The sequence below is a fragment of the Actinomadura miaoliensis genome, from assembly GCF_039536785.1.
GTDB lineage: Bacteria > Actinomycetota > Actinomycetes > Streptosporangiales > Streptosporangiaceae > Spirillospora > Spirillospora miaoliensis.
On the sequence record NZ_BAAAZG010000068.1, the window covers coordinates 2,718 to 20,217 of the forward strand.

A 17,500-nucleotide genomic window follows, 5' to 3' on the forward strand; every position below is an offset into this window, starting at 1 on the left:
CGGCGCTGGACCTGTTCCCCGGCGGCGGTCACGGCGCGATCCTCCGCCCGCCGTCGGCGGGGTCGAACAGCAGGAGCCGCGCCGTCGGCACCGCCAGCCGCACCGGGTCCTCGCGGCCGAGGCCGGCCGCCTGCTCGCGCGGCACGACCAGCGAGACGCGCGACTCGCCGACGCTGACGGTGACCTCGCTCTGCCGGCCGAGGATCTCGGTGACGTAGACGCGGCCGCGCAGCTCCACGGTCCCGTCGGCGGGGCGCCCGTCGCGGACGAGCGCCACGTCGCGGGGCCGCACGCCCAGCACCAGGTCGCGGCCCGGCCGGATCTCGACGCCGCCGGGCAGCGGGATGTCGACCTCGCCGTCGGGACTGCGGAACCGGCCGCCCTCGGCGGCGGCGCCCTCCACGAGGTTGACGCGCGGCTTGCCGAACGACTGCGCCACGAACGTGTCGGCCGGCCGGTCCCAGATCTCCTCGCGGGTGCCGACCTGGACGATCCGGCCCTCGCGCAGCACGCCGATGCGGTCGCCGAGGCCGAGGGCCTCCACGTAGTCGTGGGTGACGTACAGCGTGGTGGTGCGTTCCACCGCGCCGATCGTCTTCAGTTCGGCGCGCATCGACTGGCGCAGCTTGGCGTCCAGGTGCGACAGCGGCTCGTCCAGCAGGAACGCGTCGGCCGGGCGCACCAGCACGCGGCCGAGCGCGACCCGCTGCCGCTGCCCGTTGGACAGCTCGCCCACGTTGCGGTCCAGCAGGTGGGAGATGCCGAGCAGCTCGGCGATGCGGCCCACGCGCCGCTTGGCCTCGTCGGCGGGCACCTTGTAGCGGGGCGAGCGCAGCGGCGAGGCCATGTTGTCGTAGGCGCTGTAGTGCGGGTAGAGGGCGTAGCTCTCGAAGCACATCGCCACGCGCCGGTCGTAGGGCTCGACGCCGTCCATGTCGACGCCGCCGATCTCCACGCGGCCCTCGTCGGGCTCCTCCAGCCCGGCGACGGCCTTGAGGGTGGTGGTCTTGCCGGCGCCGGACGGGCCGAGCAGGCAGAAGAACTCGCCGTCGCGCAGTTCCAGGTCCACCCCGTCCAGCGCGGTGACCTTGCCGTAGGTCTTGCGCAGTCCCTTGAGGACGATCGTCGCCATCAGCTCTTCACCGCCCCGAACGACAGGCCGCGCACCAGGTAGCGCTGGATGGTCAGCGCCAGCACCAGCGGCGGCACCGCCGACACCAGCGCGGCCGCGGCGGTCAGGTTGTACTTGGGCCGGTCGCCGCCGAGGAACGACAGCGCGCCGACCGTGACGGTCTGGGCGTTGGAGGACGTGAGGATCAGCGGGAACACGAAGTTGTTCCAGGCGAAGATGAACGCCAGCAGGCTGACCGCGGCGATGCCCGGCTTGACCAGCGGCAACGCGATCTTCACGAACGCCCGGGTGCGGGAGTAGCCGTCCAGCAGCGCGGCCTGCTCCAGTTCCGGTGACAGGTCGGTGAAGTACGACCGCATGATCCACACGATGAGCGGCATCGTCACCAGCTGCAGGACCCAGATGACACCGACGTAGGTGTCGAAGAGACCGAGCTGCTGGTACAGCACGAACAGCGGGATGATCACCGTCAGCTCGGGGGCGAACCGGAACGACAGCAGGGTGAACATCAGGTTCTCCGAGCCGCGGAACTTCCAGCGCGCCGCCGCGTACGCCGCGGGCAGCCCGATCAGCAGCGACAGCGCCACCGCGCCGATCGACACCACCAGGCTGTTGACGAAGAAGCGCACGAACGGCACGCCCTCGACCTCGCCGCCGCCCAGCACCGTCCGGTAGGAGTCCAGCGTCGGGCTGAACGAGAAGTAGGTGTTGAACAGCTGGTTGTCCGGCTTGAGCGACAGGATCAGCATCCACGCCACGGGGAACAGCGCGAACACGAAGTACACGACGAGCCCGGCGTTGACGGCGATTCCGGTGAGCCGTTCCTTGCTCACTTGTTGCTCACCCCCGCCGCCCGGCTCTGCACCCGGCCGAGGTAGCGGACGAGCACCATGGACATGAGGTAGACCACCGCCCAGAGAATGATCATGTAGCTGATCCCGAACGAGTACCGCTGGAAGCGGATCGCCTCCAGGTAGGCGCGGATCTGCAGGACCACGGTGGAGTCGCCCGGTCCGCCCTCGGTGAGGGCGTAGATGATGTCGAACACCTTCAGCGAGTCCATGAACCGGAAGATCACCGCGACCAGCACGTACGGCCACAGCATCGGCAGCGTCAGCTTGCGGAAGGTGAACCACCAGCCGGCGCCGTCCACGGCGGCCGCCTCGAACGGCGAGCGGGGCAGCGAGCGCAGCCCGGCCAGCGCCAGGATCGCCACGAACGGGGTGTAGACCCACACGTCGACGGTGATGGACGACAGCAGCGCGCCGGTCGGGGTGTCGGTCCACTGCACGTCGCCGAGCCCGAACGGGCGCAGCAGGTAGTTGACCACGCCCACGCTGGGCTGCAGCATCAGCTTCCACATGATCGCCGCGATCACCGGGGCGATCATCAGCGGCAGGATCAGCACCTTCTCCAGCATCCGGCCGAGCCGGGTGCTGCGGTTGAGCAGCAGCGCCACGCCGACGCCGAGCACCAGCTCGACGGCCGTGGCGCCCACCGCGTACAGCGCGGTGACCAGCGCCGACCGCCAGAACGCGTCCTGACCGAAGATCGTCAGGTAGTTCTCGAAGCCGACCACGTCGGGCTGCGGCTTGCTGGCCGAGTAGTCGAACAGCGTGTAGTACAGGCCGAGCCCGAACGGGTACAGGATGCCGCCGGTCAGCAGCAGCGCCGGGATGATCAGCAGGTAGGGACGGGCGGAGCGCCGCCACCGCGGGACGCGGCGCGGACCGCCGGCCGGGCGGCGGTCCGCGCCGCCGGTGTCCGGCCCGGCGGCGGCCGTCTCGCTCTTGGTGAGGGAGGCCATCGGCTGCTCCGCCTACCCCGCGACCTTCGGCGCCAGGTCCTTGGCCAGCCCGTCCAGCACGCCCTTGGCGTCCTTGCCGCTGTAGATCTCCTGCAGCGAGGCGGCCCAGCTGGTGGTGGCGTCGAAGAACTGCGTCTGCGGGGTGAACTGGATCTTGGTCTGGTTCACCACCTGCTCGAAGGTGTCCAGGAACCCGGGGATCTTCTTCATCTTGTCCTTGTAGGCGGCGTCCTCGCTGATGGACTTGCGCACCGGGTCGACCTGGTTGTGCTCGACGGCGGCCTTGCGCAGGTGCTCCTTGCCGGTCGCCCACTGCAGGAACAGCCACGCCGCGGCCTTGTTGTCGCTCTTGGCGTTCATGCCGAGCGACCACACCCACATGTTGGTGGCCAGCGAGCCGTCCGGGCCCTTCGGCCCCGGGTGGAAGGCGATCTTGCCGGACGCGGGGCTGGCGCCCTCGACCGCCTGGAAGTAGGCGGCGGTGTCGGCGTCGAACATCATCGCGGCCTTGCGCGCGCCCAGATCGCTGGAGCACTGGTACCAGGTGTAGGACGTCCACGAGGGCGGGCCACCGTCGCGGATCATCTTGGCCCAGTTGGCGGCGAACTCCACGGCCTTGGGGTCGTTCATGGCCGGGCGCAGCTTGCCGCCCTCGGACACGAAGTCCTTGAGGCCGTACCGCGAGTACATGGTCATGAAGCCGGGGTGGATGGTGGCCCAGCTGCGCGAGCCGCGCACCGCGATGCCGTACATGCCGTCGAAGCCGGCGCCGGGCGCCTTCTGCTTGATGGTCGCGGCCAGCTCGCGCAGCTCGTCGAACGTCTCGGCGGGCTTGAGGCCGAGCTTGGAGAACACCTCGGTGTTGTAGGCGACGACGTTGCTCTCCCAGCCCCACGGCAGCGCGTACTGGCCGCCCTGGCCGAGCGGGGCGCCGTTCTTCAGGCTCCACTGGTCGGCCTGCAGCAGGTTGGGGTAGAAGTCGTCGGGGTCCCACTCGGCGTTGGTGGCCGAGGCGTTGCGCATCCAGGGGCCGAGGTCCTCCAGCCAGCCGGGCGGGCCGTACTGCCAGACCATGTAGGCGCCGAGCATGAACACGTCGTAGGACGCGCGGCCGCTGGACAGGTCGACGGTGAGCTTGTCGAAGTAGTTGTCCTCGGGGAACACGTCGTACTTGACCTGGATGCCGGTCAGGTCCGAGAACGCCTTGAGGTCGGCGATCAGGGCGTCGGAGTAGGGGTGCTTGTTCAGCAGCGCCTTGATCGTCTTGCCCTTGGCGCGCTTCCAGTCGAACGCGCCGGTGACCTCGTTCGCGGCCGAGCCGCCGCCACCGCTCGAGGAGCCGCCGAATCCGGCTCCGCAGGCGCTCAGCGCTGGGGCCGCGGCCAGCGCGGCGGCCGACAGGCCGGCCAGGCCGAGGAAGCGCCGGCGGTCGAGCCGGGCGGCGGGGCCGCCCATCGCGTACCGGTCGGCTGCGCGGTCGATGCTGCCGTCCGGGCGGCGTGTGTCCATCCGTCCCTCCAGGGGAGATCCGAGCCAGATCACGCACATGTAACACCGTTGCCTGTGTTCTTAACACTCCATGTGCGTTGGCTCACAGAGCTTGTAACACAGCGATTGCCAACGTCAAGCCCTGGCCACAGATTGCTTAACAACGTTTGAACGGAGGACGGCCCTGGTAGTGGCGGGTCCATCCGACGGCCTTGCCGAACCCAACATGAGGCTGTTATAAGTTCACAACACAGATCGATAAGTTGAGGAGGGCGTGCTGTGGAGAACCCTCGGCGAGACCCCGCGGGACGGCCGGTCTGGCTGGGGGTGGACCTCGGCACCCAGAGCGTGCGCGTGCTCGCCGCCGACGCCTCCGGACGGGTGGTGCGGCGCGCGTCCGCGCCGCTGACCGGCCGGCGCGAGGCCGAACGGCACGAGCAGGACCCCGCCGCGTGGTGGGCGGCCGTCCGCGACGCCGCGCGCGAGGCGCTGCGCGACGTTCCGCCCGGACTGGTCCAGGGCGTCGCGGTGTGCAGCACGTCCGGCACCGTCCTGCTGGCCGACGACGACGGCCGTCCCCTCACCCCGGGCCTGATGTACGACGACGGCCGGGCCCGCGCCGAGGCCGCCGAGGCGCAGGAGGCCGGTGCCGAGCTGTGGGAGCGGCTCGGCCGCCGCATCCAGCCGTCCTGGGCGCTGCCCAAGGCGCTGTGGCTGACGCGCGCGCGTCCCGGCGCCCGCCTGCTGCACCAGGCCGACTTCGTCAACGAACGGCTGGTCGGCGAGCGGGTCGCCACCGACTCCAGCCACGCCCTGAAGACCGGCTACGACCTGCTCGGCGAACGCTGGCCGGGCGAGGTGTTCGACGCTCTGGGGCTGGACGCCACGCTGCTGCCCGAGGTGGTGCGGCCCGGCACCGTGCTGGGCAAGGTGTCGCCGTCGGCGTCCGAGGAGACCGGCATCCCGGCGGGGACGCCCGTCGTCGCGGGCATGACCGACGGCTGCGCGTCCCAGATCGGCTCGGGAGCGTTGCGCGTCGGCCACTGGAACTCGGTGCTCGGCACAACGCTGGTGCTCAAGGGCGTCACCTCCACGCTGGTGCGCGACCCGCTCGGGGTGCTCTACAGCCACCGCTCCCCCGACGGCACATGGCTGCCGGGCGGGGCGTCCAGCGTGGGCGCGGGCGCGCTGACCACCGACGGCGACCTCGCCGACCTGGACGAGCGCGCCACGCGGTGGGAACCGTCCAGCGCCGTGGCCTACCCGCTGGTCTCGTCGGGGGAACGCTTCCCGTTCCTGGCGCCGGACGCCGTGCCGTTCGTGCTCGGCACGCCCGCCGACGACGCCGACCGTCACGCCGCGCTGCTGCAGGGCGTGGCGTTCATCGAGCGCCTGGCGCTGGCGTACGTGCGGCGTCTCGGCGCGCCCGTCGACGGGCCGCTGACGTTCACCGGCGGCGCCGTCCGCAGCGCGTACTGGACGCAGCTTCGCGCCGACGTGCTCGGCCGGCCAGCGCGCGTGCCCGAGCACGCCGACGCCGCGCTGGGCATGGCGATCCTGGCCGCCTACGGCACGACGGGCGCCGCCTCCCTGGCCGACGTCGCCGAGCCGATGGTGCGCATCCGCACCGTCGTCGAGCCGCGGCCGGGCGTCCGCGACCGGTTCACCGCGCCGTACCACCGGCTGCTGGACGAGCTGGAACGCCGCGGCTGGCTGCCCGCCGACGTCGCCTCCCACGCCCGCGAGGAGGGCTGACCCCGCTCCCCGACGAGGCGTTTGACCTTGACGCAACGTCAACGTCTCTAATGAGGGCATGCGGATCGGCGAGATAGCCGCGCTGGTCGGGGTGTCGACCCGTACCGTGCGCCACTACCACCATCTGGGGCTGCTGCCCGAGCCGGAACGGCGGGCCAACGGCTACCGCGACTACCGGCTGCGCGACGCGGTGGTGCTGGCGCGCGTCCGCCGCCTGGCCGAGCTGGGGCTGTCGCTGGACGAGATCCGCGACGTGCTCGCCGACGACCGGGGCCGCGAGCTGCGCGAGGTGCTGCTGGACCTGGACGCCGACCTGGCCCGCCAGCAGGAGGCGATCGCCGAGCGGCGGTCCCGGCTGGCCGCCCTGCTGGCCGAGACCGACCTGGACCCCGACTCCACGGTGTCGCCGGACATGGCCGAGATGCTGCGCCGCCTGCCCGCCGGGGAGTCCCGGTTCGCCGCGTTCGACCGCGAGCTGATGACGCTCGTCGACACCGGCGCCGGCCCCGCCGACCGGGCCGCGTTCGCCGCGCTGCTGCGTCCGCTCACCGAGCCGGAGGCGGTCGCCCGCGGGAACGTTCTGTACGCGCGGCTGGACGAGCTGGAGGACGCCGACGCGGACGACCCGCGCGTCGCCGCGCTCGCCGCCGACCTGGCCGCGCACATCCCCGCCGACATGGCGTCGCTGATGGTCACCAGCCTGGAGCACGTGGAGTTCGGCGGCTGGCTGGAGTCGATGGCGCTGGAGCTGTCGCCCGCCCAGGCCGAGACGTTCCGCCGGCTCGTCGCGATCCTCGGGGAGCGGACATGACGCGCCCCCGTCCCGCCGACGCCGCCCGGGTCGCGCGGCGGCTCATGAGCTTCGACGCCAAGGGGACGGCCAGCCTCGTCCTGTGGGTGACGCGGCGCCGCGACGGCGTGCCGCCCGGCGCCACCGCCGTCCCCTACTCGGCCGCGCAGACGACGCCCATGCTGATGTGGCTGTTCGCGATGGTCGTGGAGCTGGTCGGCCTGGAGGTCGTCCTGCGGGCGGTCGGCGCGCCCGGCCCGCTGCGCGTCGCGGTCCTGATCGTCGACGCCTACTCGCTCCTCATCGTGCTGGCGGTCATCGCGGCGTGCGTCACCCGGCCGCACGTGGTGTCGGACGGGGAGCTGCGCGTGCGCTACGGCGCGTTCTTCGACCTGCGCGTGCCGCGGGAGCGGATCGCCTCGGTGCGCCGGGTGCGCGACTTCAACGAGTCCCGCCTGTTCCGGCTGGAGGACGAGGTGCTGACCGTCGCGGTGTCGTCGCAGACCAGCGTCGTGGTGGAGCTGACCGGGCCGGTCACCGTGGTGCGGCCGCTGGGCGGCCTCGGGCGGGCCCGCACGATCCGGTTCTTCGCCGACGACCCCGACGCCGCCGTCCGCGCCCTGCGCGGCGCACCGAGCGAGGACCAGCCCGGCGGCACCCGCGTCGGGTCCCGCTAGCGCCCCGTTCAGGAACTGACCGGCCGCGGCGGCCGGGCGGCCCGGTCAGGGCTCGTCGCCGCGGCCGGCGTCGTCGGCGGCGCGGGCGTCGCGCAGCGCCATGTCGATGGCGGCCGACGCGGTGCCCAGGTGCTTGAGGACGATCTCGCGGTCGTCCTCGAACTCCACGCTCAGCGCCAGCGCGCCCAGCCGCTGGGCCAGCCTGGTGATCAACGCGGCGATCTCGGCGGCCGACTCGGGCAGCACGCTCGGCACCGCCCCCGCCACCAGTTCGCCGCGCAGCGCCAGCCGCTCCATCGTCTCCTGGTGGTCGGCCGCCATCTGCCGGGCCCGCCACAGCGGGTGCAGGAACGCCGAGCCGTTGCCGCAGGTGCAGGTCCAGCCGAAGATCTCGGCGTCGGGGTCGCGCAGGTCGCCCGGTTCGACGTCGCGCACCCCGGGGGCGCTGGACGACCCGCCGGACGGCGGGTCGACGCGGCCGACGACCAGCCGGACCCGGTGCGCGCCCGGAGCCTCACCGTGGGGGGCTGTCATGCCCCCGATCCTGCCCCTTTACCGGCCGGTAGACGACGGGATCCGCCGATCCCGCGCGCCCCGTTCCGGATCAGCCGCCCAGCGGCCCCCCGCCCATGGGCGCCGCCTCCCGGGCCCGCTCCCGCTCCCTCTCCCGCTCCCTCTCCCGCTCCATCGCCTCGTACGGACGGGGCCGTCCCCACTGCTCCTCCATCCGCATCGCGCAGCCCAAGGCGAAGAAGGTCGGCGCCCACTGCCCGACGAAAATGCCCCACCGGTCGGCCCGGTCGAGTCCCGCGGGTTCGAGGTTGCGCGACAGCATCCACGACGCGATCGACGCACCGATGGACGCGAACCCCATCGTGTACATGACGTTGGACGACAGACCCATCTTGCACAGCATGCCAACCATGTGCCCTCCTGGCGTGAGATGTGGTGCCGTCCTGCACCTTTCCCGGGCATCCGGCACTATGGCCATGCGTACGCCAAGGTTGATGTCGCTCTTCCCCAGAAAACGGCATTGCCGGACACACCGACCATGAGAGGCCGTTCAGCATGGGTGCTCGCCACGTCCACGACCACGACGCGCGCGATGACGGGCGGGCGCCCCGCCCGGTGGTTCGCGCCGTGCTGGCGGTCATCGTCCCGCTGGCGGTGGCGACGCTGGCGGGGCTGATCTGGATGTGGCCGTCGGACCGGCAGCCGGTCGACCCGGGCTCCGCGCAGATGCCGAAGGTCACCGGCACGGTGGCGCGGGTGTCGCTGAAGCCGTGCCCGGCCGCGGCGCCGGACGCCCAGCCGCCCGGCACGGCCGGCACGGAGGGCGCCCGTCCCCGCACCGACCCGCGCCGCTGCGGCACCGCGACGGTCGAGCTGACCTCCGGTCCCCTGGCGGGACGGTTCGTGTCCGTGGAACTGCCCAGCGGGCCCGGCAGCCGCGTGTTCGAGCCGGACGACGACGTGGTGCTGGTGGAGGCGCCCGGCGACTCGGGAACGCCGTCCTATCAGCTGTCCGACCACGACCGCTCGCGGCCGCTGTGGCTGGTCGCCGGCGCGTTCGTGCTCGCCGTGATCGCCTTCGGCCGGTGGCGCGGGCTGACCGCGCTGATCGGGCTGGGCGTCACGTTCGCGCTGCTGGTGCTGTTCCTCATCCCGGCGATCCTGGACGGCCGCTCGCCGCTGGGCGCCGCCATCGTCTGCGCGGCGGCCATCATGCTGGCGGTGCTGTACCTGACGCACGGCTTCTCGCTGACGACGTCGGTCGCGGTGCTCGGCACGCTCGGCAGCCTCGCCCTGACCGGGCTGCTGGCGATGCTGGCGATCGACCTGACCCGGCTGACCGGCATCACCGACGACAGCTCGCTGTCGCTGGACCTGTCCTACAGCATCAACACCCAGGGGCTGCTGCTGGCCAGCGTCATCATCGGGTCGCTGGGCGTGCTGGACGACGTCACCGTCACCCAGGCGGCCACCGTGCGCGAACTCGCCCGGGCCGACGCGTCCCGCTCGTTCGGGCGGCTGTACCGGGCCGCCGCCCGGGTCGGCCGCGCGCACATCGCCTCGGTCATCAACACGATCGTGCTCGCCTACGCCGGGGCGTCGCTGCCTCTCATGCTGCTGTTCAGCGTGGGCGGCCAGTCGCTGGGCGAGGTGGTCACCACCCCCGTCATCGCGCAGGAGATCGTCCGCAGCGTGGCGGGCACGCTCGGGCTGATCGCCGCCGTGCCGTTCACCACCGCGCTGGCCGCGCTGGTCGCGACGTGGCGCCCGGACGGCGACGAGGACCCCGGCGTCCCGGCCGGAGCCCCCTCCCCCGCCGCCACGCACAGCCCCTTCTGAGGCCTACGTCCCGAGGTAGCGCCGCTGGGCCTGCTGCTCCTTCTCGTAGCGGGCGCGGGCCTGGCGGGTCGCCTCCAGCTCCGACACCTCCGCCACCGGCACGTCCCACCACGCCTCGCTGTCGGGCGCGGACACCAGCGGATCGGTCTCGATGTGCACCACCGTCGTGTGCGAGGCGGCCTTGGCCTGCTCCAGCGCGTCCCGCAGCTCCTCGACGGTGGTCGCGCGGACGACGTGCGCGCCCAGGCTTGCGGCGTTGGCGGCCAGGTCCACCGGGAGGACGTCGCCCTCCAGGCGTCCGCTGTCGTCGCGGTAGCGGTAGCGGGTGCCGAACCGCTGCGCCCCCACCTGCTCCGACAGCCCGCCGATGGAGGCGAACCCGTGGTTCTGCACGAGCACGACGACGAGCTTGACGCCCTCGGCCACGGCGGTGACCAGCTCCTGGGCCATCATCAGGTACGACCCGTCGCCCACCAGCACGAACACCTCGCGGTCCGGCGCGGCCAGCTTCACCCCCAGCCCGCCGGCCACCTCGTAGCCCATGCAGGAGTACCCGTACTCGACGTGGTAGGTCCGCGGACCGGCGGGCCGCCACAGCTTGTGCAGGTCGCCGGGCATGGACCCGGCCGCGCACACCACCACGTCGCGCGGCCCGGCGGCGGCGTTGACCGCCCCGATCACCTCCGACTGAGCCGGAACGGGCCCGTGCCCCAGGGCGTAGGCGCGGTCCACCGTCGCGTTCCACGCCGCGACCAGCTCCGCGACCTCGGCCTGGTAGGCGTCGGAGACCCGGTGGCCGGCGAGCTCGCCGCGCAGCGCCTTCAACCCCTCGCGGGCGTCGGCGACCAGCATCTCCCCGCCCAGCTTGGCCGCGTCGAACCCGGTGACGTTCACGTTGACGAACCGCACCCCCGGATCGGCGAACAGGCTGTGCGAGGCGGTGGTGAAGTCGCTGTAGCGCGTGCCGATTCCGAGCACCACGTCGGCGCGGCGCGCCAGCGCGTTCGCGGCCGTCGTGCCGGTCGCGCCGACCGCGCCCACCGCGCACGGGTGCCGCCAGGGCAGCGCGCCCTTGCCCGCCTGCGTCTCGGCCACCGGGATCCCCGTCGCCTCGGCGAAGGCGGCCAGCTCGGCGCAGGCGTCGGAGTAGATCACCCCGCCGCCCGCGACGATCAGCGGGCGCCGCGCGCCGCGCAGCACGTCCACCGCCCGCCGCAGCGCGTCCGGTTCGGGCACCGGACGCGGGATGTGCCAGGTGCGTTCGGCGAACAGCTCCTCGGGCCAGTCGTGGGCCTCGGCCTGCACGTCCTGCGGCAGCGCCAGCGTCACCGCGCCGGTGGCCGCCGGATCGGTCAGCACCCGCATCGCCGCCAGCAGCGCCGACGGAAGCTGCTCGGGCCGGTTGATCCGGTCCCAGAACGCCGACACCGGCTTCAGGCAGTCGTTGACCGACACGTCGTACGACCGCGGGTCCTCCAGCTCCTGCAGCACGGGGTTGGCGCGGCGGGTGGCGAAGACGTCGCCGGGCAGCAGCAGGACGGGCAGGCGGTTGATGGTGGCCAGGGCCGCGCCGGTCACCATGTTGGTGGCGCCGGGGCCGATCGAGGTGGTGCAGGCCAGCATCCGCAGCCGGTCGTGCATGCGCGCGTACCCGACGGCGGTGTGCACCATCGCCTGCTCGTTGCGCGCCTGGAAGTAGCGGAACTCCGGGTACTCGTCGGCGTACTCGGCGAGGGCCTGCCCGATCCCGGCGACGTTGCCGTGCCCGAAGATGCCGAAGCACCCGCCGAACAGGCGCCGCCGCACGCCGTCCCGCTCGCCGTGCTGCGCCGCCAGGAACCGCACCACCGCCTGGCCGACCGTCAGCCTCATGATCGCTCCTCCGTCGAGGTCAGCGGGAGCCGCGGGTCGAGCGGCTGCCCGGGCCAGGTGTCGCGGACCCAGGCGTGCGCGGGGTCGTCGCAGATCCGCCACGCGCGCTCGGGGCCGGGTCCGGCCATGACGTTCAGGTAGTACAGGTCGTACCCGGGAACCGCCATCGACGGACCGTGCCAGCCGTGCGGGATCAGCACCGCGTCGCCGGTGCGGACCTCCTCCAGCACGTCGATGGGCCGCTCGGGGGTGCCGTACACGCGCTGGTAGCCCATGCCCGGTCCGGCGGGTCCGCCGGCGACCTCGAAGTAGTAGATCTCCTCCAGGACGCTCTCGCCGGGACGGTCCTCGTCGTGCTTGTGCGGCGGGTAGGACGACCAGTTGCCGCCGGGCGTCAGCACCTCGCAGGCGATGAGCCGGTCGGCCTCGAACGCCTCGGGCGTGCAGAAGTTGTTGACCTGGCGGCTGGCCTGCCCGGCGCCGCGCAGCTCGACGGGGACGTCCTCGGCGGGGCCGTAGCGGGGCGCCAGCCGGTTCGCGCAGCGGGCCGACGGCAGCGCGAACCGGCCGCCGGAGGCGGAGGTGATCGTCACCCGCGCGTCGCGGGGCGCGTAGGCGAAGTCGGTGACGCGGGAGAACACGTCCCGCCGGCCCCGCAGCTCGAAGACGGCCGAGTCGACGGTCACCGTGCAGGACCCGGCGAGCGGCAGGACGAGCATCTCCTCCTCGCCGGTGTCCAGCGCGTGCCGGCCGCCCGGGGGCAGGGCGACGACGCGCAGGCCCGAGTAGGTCCAGCCCGCCGTCTCCGGCGTGATCTCGGTCAGGTAGGGACTCACAGCAGCCTCACCGCGGCGTCGACGGCTCCGGCGACGTCGTCGTCGGAGGGGTACAGCAGGGCGCGGCCGACGACCAGGCCGCGCACGGTCGGCAGCGCCAGGGCCTTCTGCCAGGCGGCCAGGGCGCCGTCGGGGTCGGCGGGCACCTCGCCGCCCAGCAGCACGGCGGGCAGCGAGGACGCCGCCATGACCTGTTCCATCCGGTCCACCACCGGCACCTTCAGCCAGGTGTACGCCGACGTGGTGCCCAGGCCGGAGGCGATCGCGACCGCCCTGGTCATGGCCTCGGGCGTCAGGACGTTGACGACCTTGCCGTCCGCGCCGCGCCGGGACACGAACGGCTCGACCATGGCCATGAGCCGGTGCCCGGCCAGTCCCGACACCGCGCGGGCGCAGCCCTCCAGGGCGCGGGCGGTGGCCGGGTCGTCGTAGTCGACGCGCAGCAGCATCTTGCCGCCGTCGAGCCCGGCGGCGGCGACGGCGTCGGCGTCGTAGGCGGTGAACCGGTCGTCGATCTCGAACGCGGCGCCCGCCAGCCCGCCCCGGTTCATCGACCCGAGGACGACCTTGCCGTCCAGGGCGCCGAGCAGCAGCAGGTCCTCGATGACGTCGGGGGTGCCGAGCACGCCGTCCACGCCGGGCCGCGACAGCGCGACGCAGATGCGTTCGAGCAGGTCGCGCCGGTCGGCCATGGCGAGCGGGTCGCCCCCGGCGGCCAGCGCGCCGCGCGCCGGGTGGTCGGCGGCGACGATCATCAGCCGGCCGGCCGGGCCGGGCGGGGACGCGCGCCGCACCCGCCGCGCGGCGGCCAGCGCGATCGCCTCCGGCCGGACGGCGCGGATCTCGGCCAGGGCGGCGTACCGCTCGGCGAACGTGCCGGTGCTCACGCCGTGCCCTCCCGGGGCGTCGTCGGTGTCATGCCGTCCTCTCTCAGCAGCCGCTCCACCTCGTCGGTGGCGGGCATGGCGTCGGCGCAGGCGATGCGGGACGCGACCAGCGCCCCCGCGGCCGAGGCGAACCGGATCGTGCGTTCCAGGTCCCAGCCGGACAGCAGCCCGTGGCACAGCGCCCCGCCGAAGGCGTCGCCGGCGCCGAGCCCGTTGACGACCTTCACCGCGACCGGCGGCACGCGCACCGTCTCGTCGGCCGTGGCCGCCAGCACGCCGCGCGGTCCCTGCTTGACGACGGCGAGCCGGACGCCGCGGTCCAGCAGGGCGCGGGCGGCGGCGAGCGGCTCGGCCTCCCCCACGGCGACCCGGCATTCCTCCAGGTTGCCGACGGCGACGGTGGCGTGCGGCAGCGCCCGGCCGATCTCGCGGCGGGCCCGGTCGGGCGAGTCCCAGAACATGGGCCGGTAGTCCAGGTCCAGCACGGTGGTGCCGGTGTGCGCGGCGAGCGCGGTGACGGTCGCCGTGCGGCTGGGCTCGTCGGACAGCCCGGTGACGGTGGCCCAGAAGACGGTGGCGGCGCGGATCGCGTCCAGGTCCAGCTCACCGGGCTCGATCTGCATGTCGGGGGCCTTGGGCCAGCGGTAGAAGTACAGCGGGAAGTCGTCCGGCGGGAAGATCTCGCAGAACGCCAGCGGGGTGGGCAGGTGCGGCACGGCCGTCACGAAGCGGTCGTCCACGCCGTACCCGCGCAGCGCCCGGTGGACGTAGCGGCCGAACGGGTCGTCGCCGGTGCGGGTGATGACCGCGGTGCGGTGGCCGTGCCGGGCCGCGGCGACGGCGACGTTGGTGGGGCTGCCGCCCAGGTACTTGCCGAACGTCTCGACGTCTTCCAGCGGGACGCCGACCTGCTGCGGGTAGACGTCCACGCTGACGCGGCCCATGGTGATCAGGTCGTGGGTCATGTCGCGCCGCCTCGCAGAAAGGTGATGCTCGCGGCGACATCGTCACACGGCCCGGCGCCGGGCGGCGGCTCGGCGGTGAGGACGGTGTCCTGTTCCATGACGTACCAGCCCCGGTATCCGGCCGACTCCAGCGCGCCGACGATGCCGGGCACGTCGATGTCGCCCCGCCCCAGCGGCCGGTAGATGCCCTCGCGCACGGCGTCGGTGTAGGCGATCCGTCCGTCCCGCACGCGCCCGGCCAGTTCCGCGTCGACGTCCTTCAGGTGCACGTGGGCGATACGGCCGGCGGCGGCGCGGGCCAGGGCGAGGGGGTCGACGCCGCCGATGAGCAGGTGCCCGGTGTCCAGGCAGAGCGGCACGTCGGTGCCGTCGAGGACGCGGTCGACCTCGTCGCCGCGTTCGACGACGGTGCCGACGTGCGGATGCAGGACGGCCCGGTGGCCGCGGCCGGCGGCGTGCACGGCGGCGCGGCCGAGGTTGCCGAGCAGGGTGCGCCAGGCGGCGGCGTCGAGATCGGGACGCCGGTCGTAGCCGTCCAGGCCCGTGGCCGCGGCGAGCACGACGGTGGCGCCGGGCCCGCCGAAGCCGTCCAGTACGCGGGACAGTTCGTGCAGCGGGTCGCGCGCGGGGTCGTGCAGGACGAGCGGCACGAACCCGCCGACCGGCCGGAGCCCGTAGGACTCCAGCAGGCGGGCGCGTTCGGCGGGGTCGGCGGGCAGGAAGCCGTCGGGGCCGAACTCGGTGGCGGCCAGCCCGAGGTCGCGCATCTCGGCCAGGACCCGCTCGGGCGCCATCTGGTGGCCCCAGCCCGGCACCTCGCACACGCCCCAGGAGATCGGGGCTCCCGCGACCCGCTCCGCGGCGATCACCGGCGGACCTCCTCGATCGTCACGACACGGTCCTCGCGTCGCGCCAGCTCGCACGCCTCGGCCACGTAGAGCGCCTCCAGACTCTCCTCGGGGGGACAGGGGTTGTCGATGCGCCCGGCCGCCAGTTCGACGAACGCGCCGAGCTCGGCCGCGTACGCGTCGGCGAACCGGTCGAGGAAGTGGGTGTGCGGCGGGCCGGCCGGGCGAAGGCCGCCGCCGACGGGGGTCAGCGGCGTGCGGTCGTCCAGCCCGGCGACGACGCTGTCGGCCGATCCGAGCACCTCCAGCCGCACGTCGTAGCCCGCCGCGTTGTAGCGGGTGGCCGACACCTGGGCCAGGGTGCCGTCGTCGAGGGTGAGCAGCGCGGCGGCGGTGTCGACGTCCCCGGCCTCGGCGAAGAAGTCCGCGCCCCGGTTGGCGCCGACGGCGCAGACGCGCGTCACCTCACGTCCGGTGACGAAGCGGACGGCGTCGAAGTCGTGCACCGAGCAGTCGCGGAACAGGCCGCCCGAGCCGCGGACGTAGGCGGCGGGCGGCGGCACCGGGTCCAGGGTGCACGAGCGGATGGTGTGCACCCAGCCGAGCCGCCCGGACCGCACCGCCTCGCGCGCCGCCACGTGCCCGGCGTCGAAGCGCCGCTGGAACCCGACCTGCACCGGGACGCCCGAGCCGCCGACGGCGTCCATCAGCCGCAGCGTGCCCTCGATGTCGGGGGCGAGCGGTTTCTCGCAGAACACCGGCAGCCCCGCCTTGACCGCGCGGACGACCAGCTCGGCGTGCGCGCTGGTCACCGCGGCCACGACGAGCGCGTCCAGTCCGGAGGCGAACAGCGCGTCCACCGAGGGGGCCGCCTCGGCCCCGATCTTGGCGGCGACCGCCCGCGCCCGCGCCGCGTCGGCGTCGGCCACCACGACCGCGTCGACGGACGCCAGGGCGCGCAGCGTCTCGGCGTGCCCGGCGCCGATGCGCCCCGCTCCGGCCAGCCCGACCCTCATCCCGACCTCCCGATGTCCGGCCGCGCGGCCGCGCGGACCCGCCGAGGCGCCCCCGGGCCGCGCGCCGCGCGGGACGGCACACCGCCAGCTGGGCATGATCAAGCTTCATGGAACGGTCCATATACTGTCAAGAGAATGTCCTGACATTAGGACTCCCTGACTTATTCGTAACACGGCTCGACTATCCTCGTGCCGTTCTCACCGAGGGAGCCCCGCCCGTGCCCGAAGCCGCCGCGCACCGCCATCCGGTCTCCGTGGACCGCACCAGCCCCGTCCCGCTGTACTTCCAGCTCGCGCAGCAGCTGGAGGAGGCGATCCGCAGCGGCGCGCTCCCCCCGGGCACCCGCCTGGAGAACGAGATGGAACTGGCGGCGCGCTGCCGCCTGTCGCGGCCCACGGTGCGCCAGGCGATCCAGCACCTGGTCGACAAGGGGCTGCTGGTGCGCCGGCGCGGCGTCGGCACCCAGGTCGTCCAGCCGCAGGTGCGGCGCCCCATCGAGCTGTCCAGCCTGCACGACGACCTGTCGGCGGCGGGCGAGCGGCCGTCCACGCGGGTGCTGGAGTTCGGCCCCGTGGCCGCCCCGCCGGAGGTCGCCAAGGAGCTCGGCGTCCCGGCCGAGAGCAAGGTCCTGCTGCTGCGCCGGCTGCGCCTGACCGGCGACGACCCCCTCGCCCTGATGACCAACCACCTGCCGCTCGACGTGCTCGACGTCACCGCCGACCGCCTGGAGCGGCACGGCCTCTACGAGACGCTGCGCGGCGCCGGGGTCAACCTGCGCATCGCCCACCAGACGATCGGCGCCCGCGCCGCCACCGCCGCCGAGGCCCGCCTGCTCGACGAACGGCGCGGAGCCCCGCTGCTGACCATGACCCGCGTCGCCTACGACGACAAGGGCCGCGCCGTCGAGTACGGCAGCCACGTGTACCGGGCCACGCGCTACTCCTTCTCCCACACCCTCATCGGCAAGTAGCCGCCGCGGAGGGTGGGCGCCGGAAGCGTTCCCGGCGCCCGGCCGCGTCCGGTCATGCGCGCGGCATGGCCCCCTGTGCGTGGCACGAACGGTGGGCGGCAGGC

At 73.6% G+C, this 17,500-nt stretch carries 17 protein-coding genes; 5 read left to right on the top strand and 12 right to left on the bottom strand.

Annotated elements, in window-relative coordinates; genetic code table 11:
* Positions 1-28: 28 nt before the first annotated feature.
* The 4 genes from ABD811_RS39650 to ABD811_RS39665 are packed head-to-tail and all read right to left on the bottom strand — an operon-like array spanning position 29 to position 4,448.
* On the bottom strand, positions 29-1,132 hold the full coding sequence (locus ABD811_RS39650) for an ABC transporter ATP-binding protein (RefSeq protein WP_344958145.1): 1,104 nt from the start codon (positions 1,130-1,132) through the stop codon (positions 29-31).
* A complete protein-coding gene (locus ABD811_RS39655) occupies positions 1,132-1,965 on the bottom strand; it encodes a carbohydrate ABC transporter permease (RefSeq protein ID WP_344958147.1) in 834 nt (277 codons plus the stop codon). Before ABD811_RS39655 ends, ABD811_RS39650 begins: the two co-directional genes overlap by 1 nt.
* Entirely contained in the window at positions 1,962-2,939 is a 978-nt protein-coding gene (locus ABD811_RS39660; RefSeq protein WP_344958149.1) for a carbohydrate ABC transporter permease, read from the bottom strand. Before ABD811_RS39660 ends, ABD811_RS39655 begins: the two co-directional genes overlap by 4 nt.
* A gap of 12 nt (positions 2,940-2,951) precedes the next feature.
* Positions 2,952-4,448 carry an ABC transporter substrate-binding protein gene (locus ABD811_RS39665; RefSeq protein WP_344958151.1) on the bottom strand — a complete coding sequence of 499 codons (1,497 nt, stop codon included), beginning with the start codon at positions 4,446-4,448 and terminating at the stop codon, positions 2,952-2,954.
* Positions 4,449-4,706: 258 nt separating this feature from the next.
* Here ABD811_RS39665 and ABD811_RS39670 point away from each other — a divergent pair, with 258 nt between their 5' ends.
* From ABD811_RS39670 to ABD811_RS39680, 3 genes are read left to right on the top strand one after another with little or no spacing between them, the layout of a single operon-like run.
* Entirely contained in the window at positions 4,707-6,182 is a 1,476-nt protein-coding gene (locus ABD811_RS39670) for an FGGY-family carbohydrate kinase (RefSeq protein WP_344958153.1), read from the top strand.
* Positions 6,183-6,240: 58 nt separating this feature from the next.
* Positions 6,241-6,993: a MerR family transcriptional regulator gene (locus tag ABD811_RS39675; RefSeq protein WP_344958155.1), complete on the top strand. Its 753-nt coding sequence runs from the start codon at positions 6,241-6,243 to the stop codon at positions 6,991-6,993.
* Positions 6,990-7,649, top strand: coding sequence for a hypothetical protein (locus ABD811_RS39680; protein ID WP_344958157.1), 660 nt, complete (start codon positions 6,990-6,992; stop codon positions 7,647-7,649). Before ABD811_RS39675 ends, ABD811_RS39680 begins: the two co-directional genes overlap by 4 nt.
* A 45-nt stretch (positions 7,650-7,694) precedes the next feature.
* Here the strand turns inward: ABD811_RS39680 and ABD811_RS39685 are convergent, their stop codons facing one another.
* Both ABD811_RS39685 and ABD811_RS39690 read right to left on the bottom strand, forming a co-directional pair.
* Entirely contained in the window at positions 7,695-8,183 is a 489-nt protein-coding gene (locus ABD811_RS39685) for a hypothetical protein (protein WP_344958159.1), read from the bottom strand.
* Between the two features lie 70 nt (positions 8,184-8,253).
* Positions 8,254-8,574: a hypothetical protein gene (locus ABD811_RS39690; protein WP_344958160.1), complete on the bottom strand. Its 321-nt coding sequence runs from the start codon at positions 8,572-8,574 to the stop codon at positions 8,254-8,256.
* 143 nt (positions 8,575-8,717) lie between these two features.
* Between ABD811_RS39690 and ABD811_RS39695 the strand changes: the two genes are divergently transcribed.
* Positions 8,718-10,001, top strand: coding sequence for a YibE/F family protein (locus ABD811_RS39695; protein ID WP_344958162.1), 1,284 nt, complete (start codon positions 8,718-8,720; stop codon positions 9,999-10,001).
* 3 nt (positions 10,002-10,004) lie between these two features.
* On the opposite strand, the gene iolD is transcribed toward ABD811_RS39695, so the two are convergent.
* The 6 genes from iolD to ABD811_RS39725 are packed head-to-tail and all read right to left on the bottom strand — an operon-like array spanning position 10,005 to position 16,425.
* Positions 10,005-11,873, bottom strand: a complete 1,869-nt coding sequence (gene iolD / locus ABD811_RS39700; RefSeq protein ID WP_344958164.1) for a 3D-(3,5/4)-trihydroxycyclohexane-1,2-dione acylhydrolase (decyclizing) — start codon at positions 11,871-11,873, stop codon at positions 10,005-10,007.
* Positions 11,870-12,709: a 5-deoxy-glucuronate isomerase gene (iolB, locus tag ABD811_RS39705; RefSeq protein ID WP_344958166.1), complete on the bottom strand. Its 840-nt coding sequence runs from the start codon at positions 12,707-12,709 to the stop codon at positions 11,870-11,872. The genes iolD and iolB overlap by 4 nt, the downstream gene beginning before the upstream one ends.
* Positions 12,706-13,596, bottom strand: coding sequence for a Cgl0159 family (beta/alpha)8-fold protein (locus ABD811_RS39710; protein WP_344958168.1), 891 nt, complete (start codon positions 13,594-13,596; stop codon positions 12,706-12,708). The genes iolB and ABD811_RS39710 overlap by 4 nt, the downstream gene beginning before the upstream one ends.
* Complete coding sequence (gene iolC, locus ABD811_RS39715; RefSeq protein ID WP_344958170.1) at positions 13,593-14,561, bottom strand: 5-dehydro-2-deoxygluconokinase; 969 nt, start codon at positions 14,559-14,561, stop codon at positions 13,593-13,595. Before iolC ends, ABD811_RS39710 begins: the two co-directional genes overlap by 4 nt.
* Positions 14,558-15,430: a TIM barrel protein gene (locus ABD811_RS39720; protein ID WP_344958171.1), complete on the bottom strand. Its 873-nt coding sequence runs from the start codon at positions 15,428-15,430 to the stop codon at positions 14,558-14,560. Before ABD811_RS39720 ends, iolC begins: the two co-directional genes overlap by 4 nt.
* The gene (locus ABD811_RS39725) at positions 15,427-16,425 is read right to left on the bottom strand and encodes a Gfo/Idh/MocA family protein (RefSeq protein WP_344958173.1); all 999 of its coding nucleotides are present in this window, start codon (positions 16,423-16,425) and stop codon (positions 15,427-15,429) included. Before ABD811_RS39725 ends, ABD811_RS39720 begins: the two co-directional genes overlap by 4 nt.
* A 218-nt stretch (positions 16,426-16,643) precedes the next feature.
* Between ABD811_RS39725 and ABD811_RS39730 the strand changes: the two genes are divergently transcribed.
* Positions 16,644-17,396: a GntR family transcriptional regulator gene (locus tag ABD811_RS39730; protein ID WP_344958175.1), complete on the top strand. Its 753-nt coding sequence runs from the start codon at positions 16,644-16,646 to the stop codon at positions 17,394-17,396.
* The last annotated feature ends 104 nt before the right edge of the window (positions 17,397-17,500 follow it).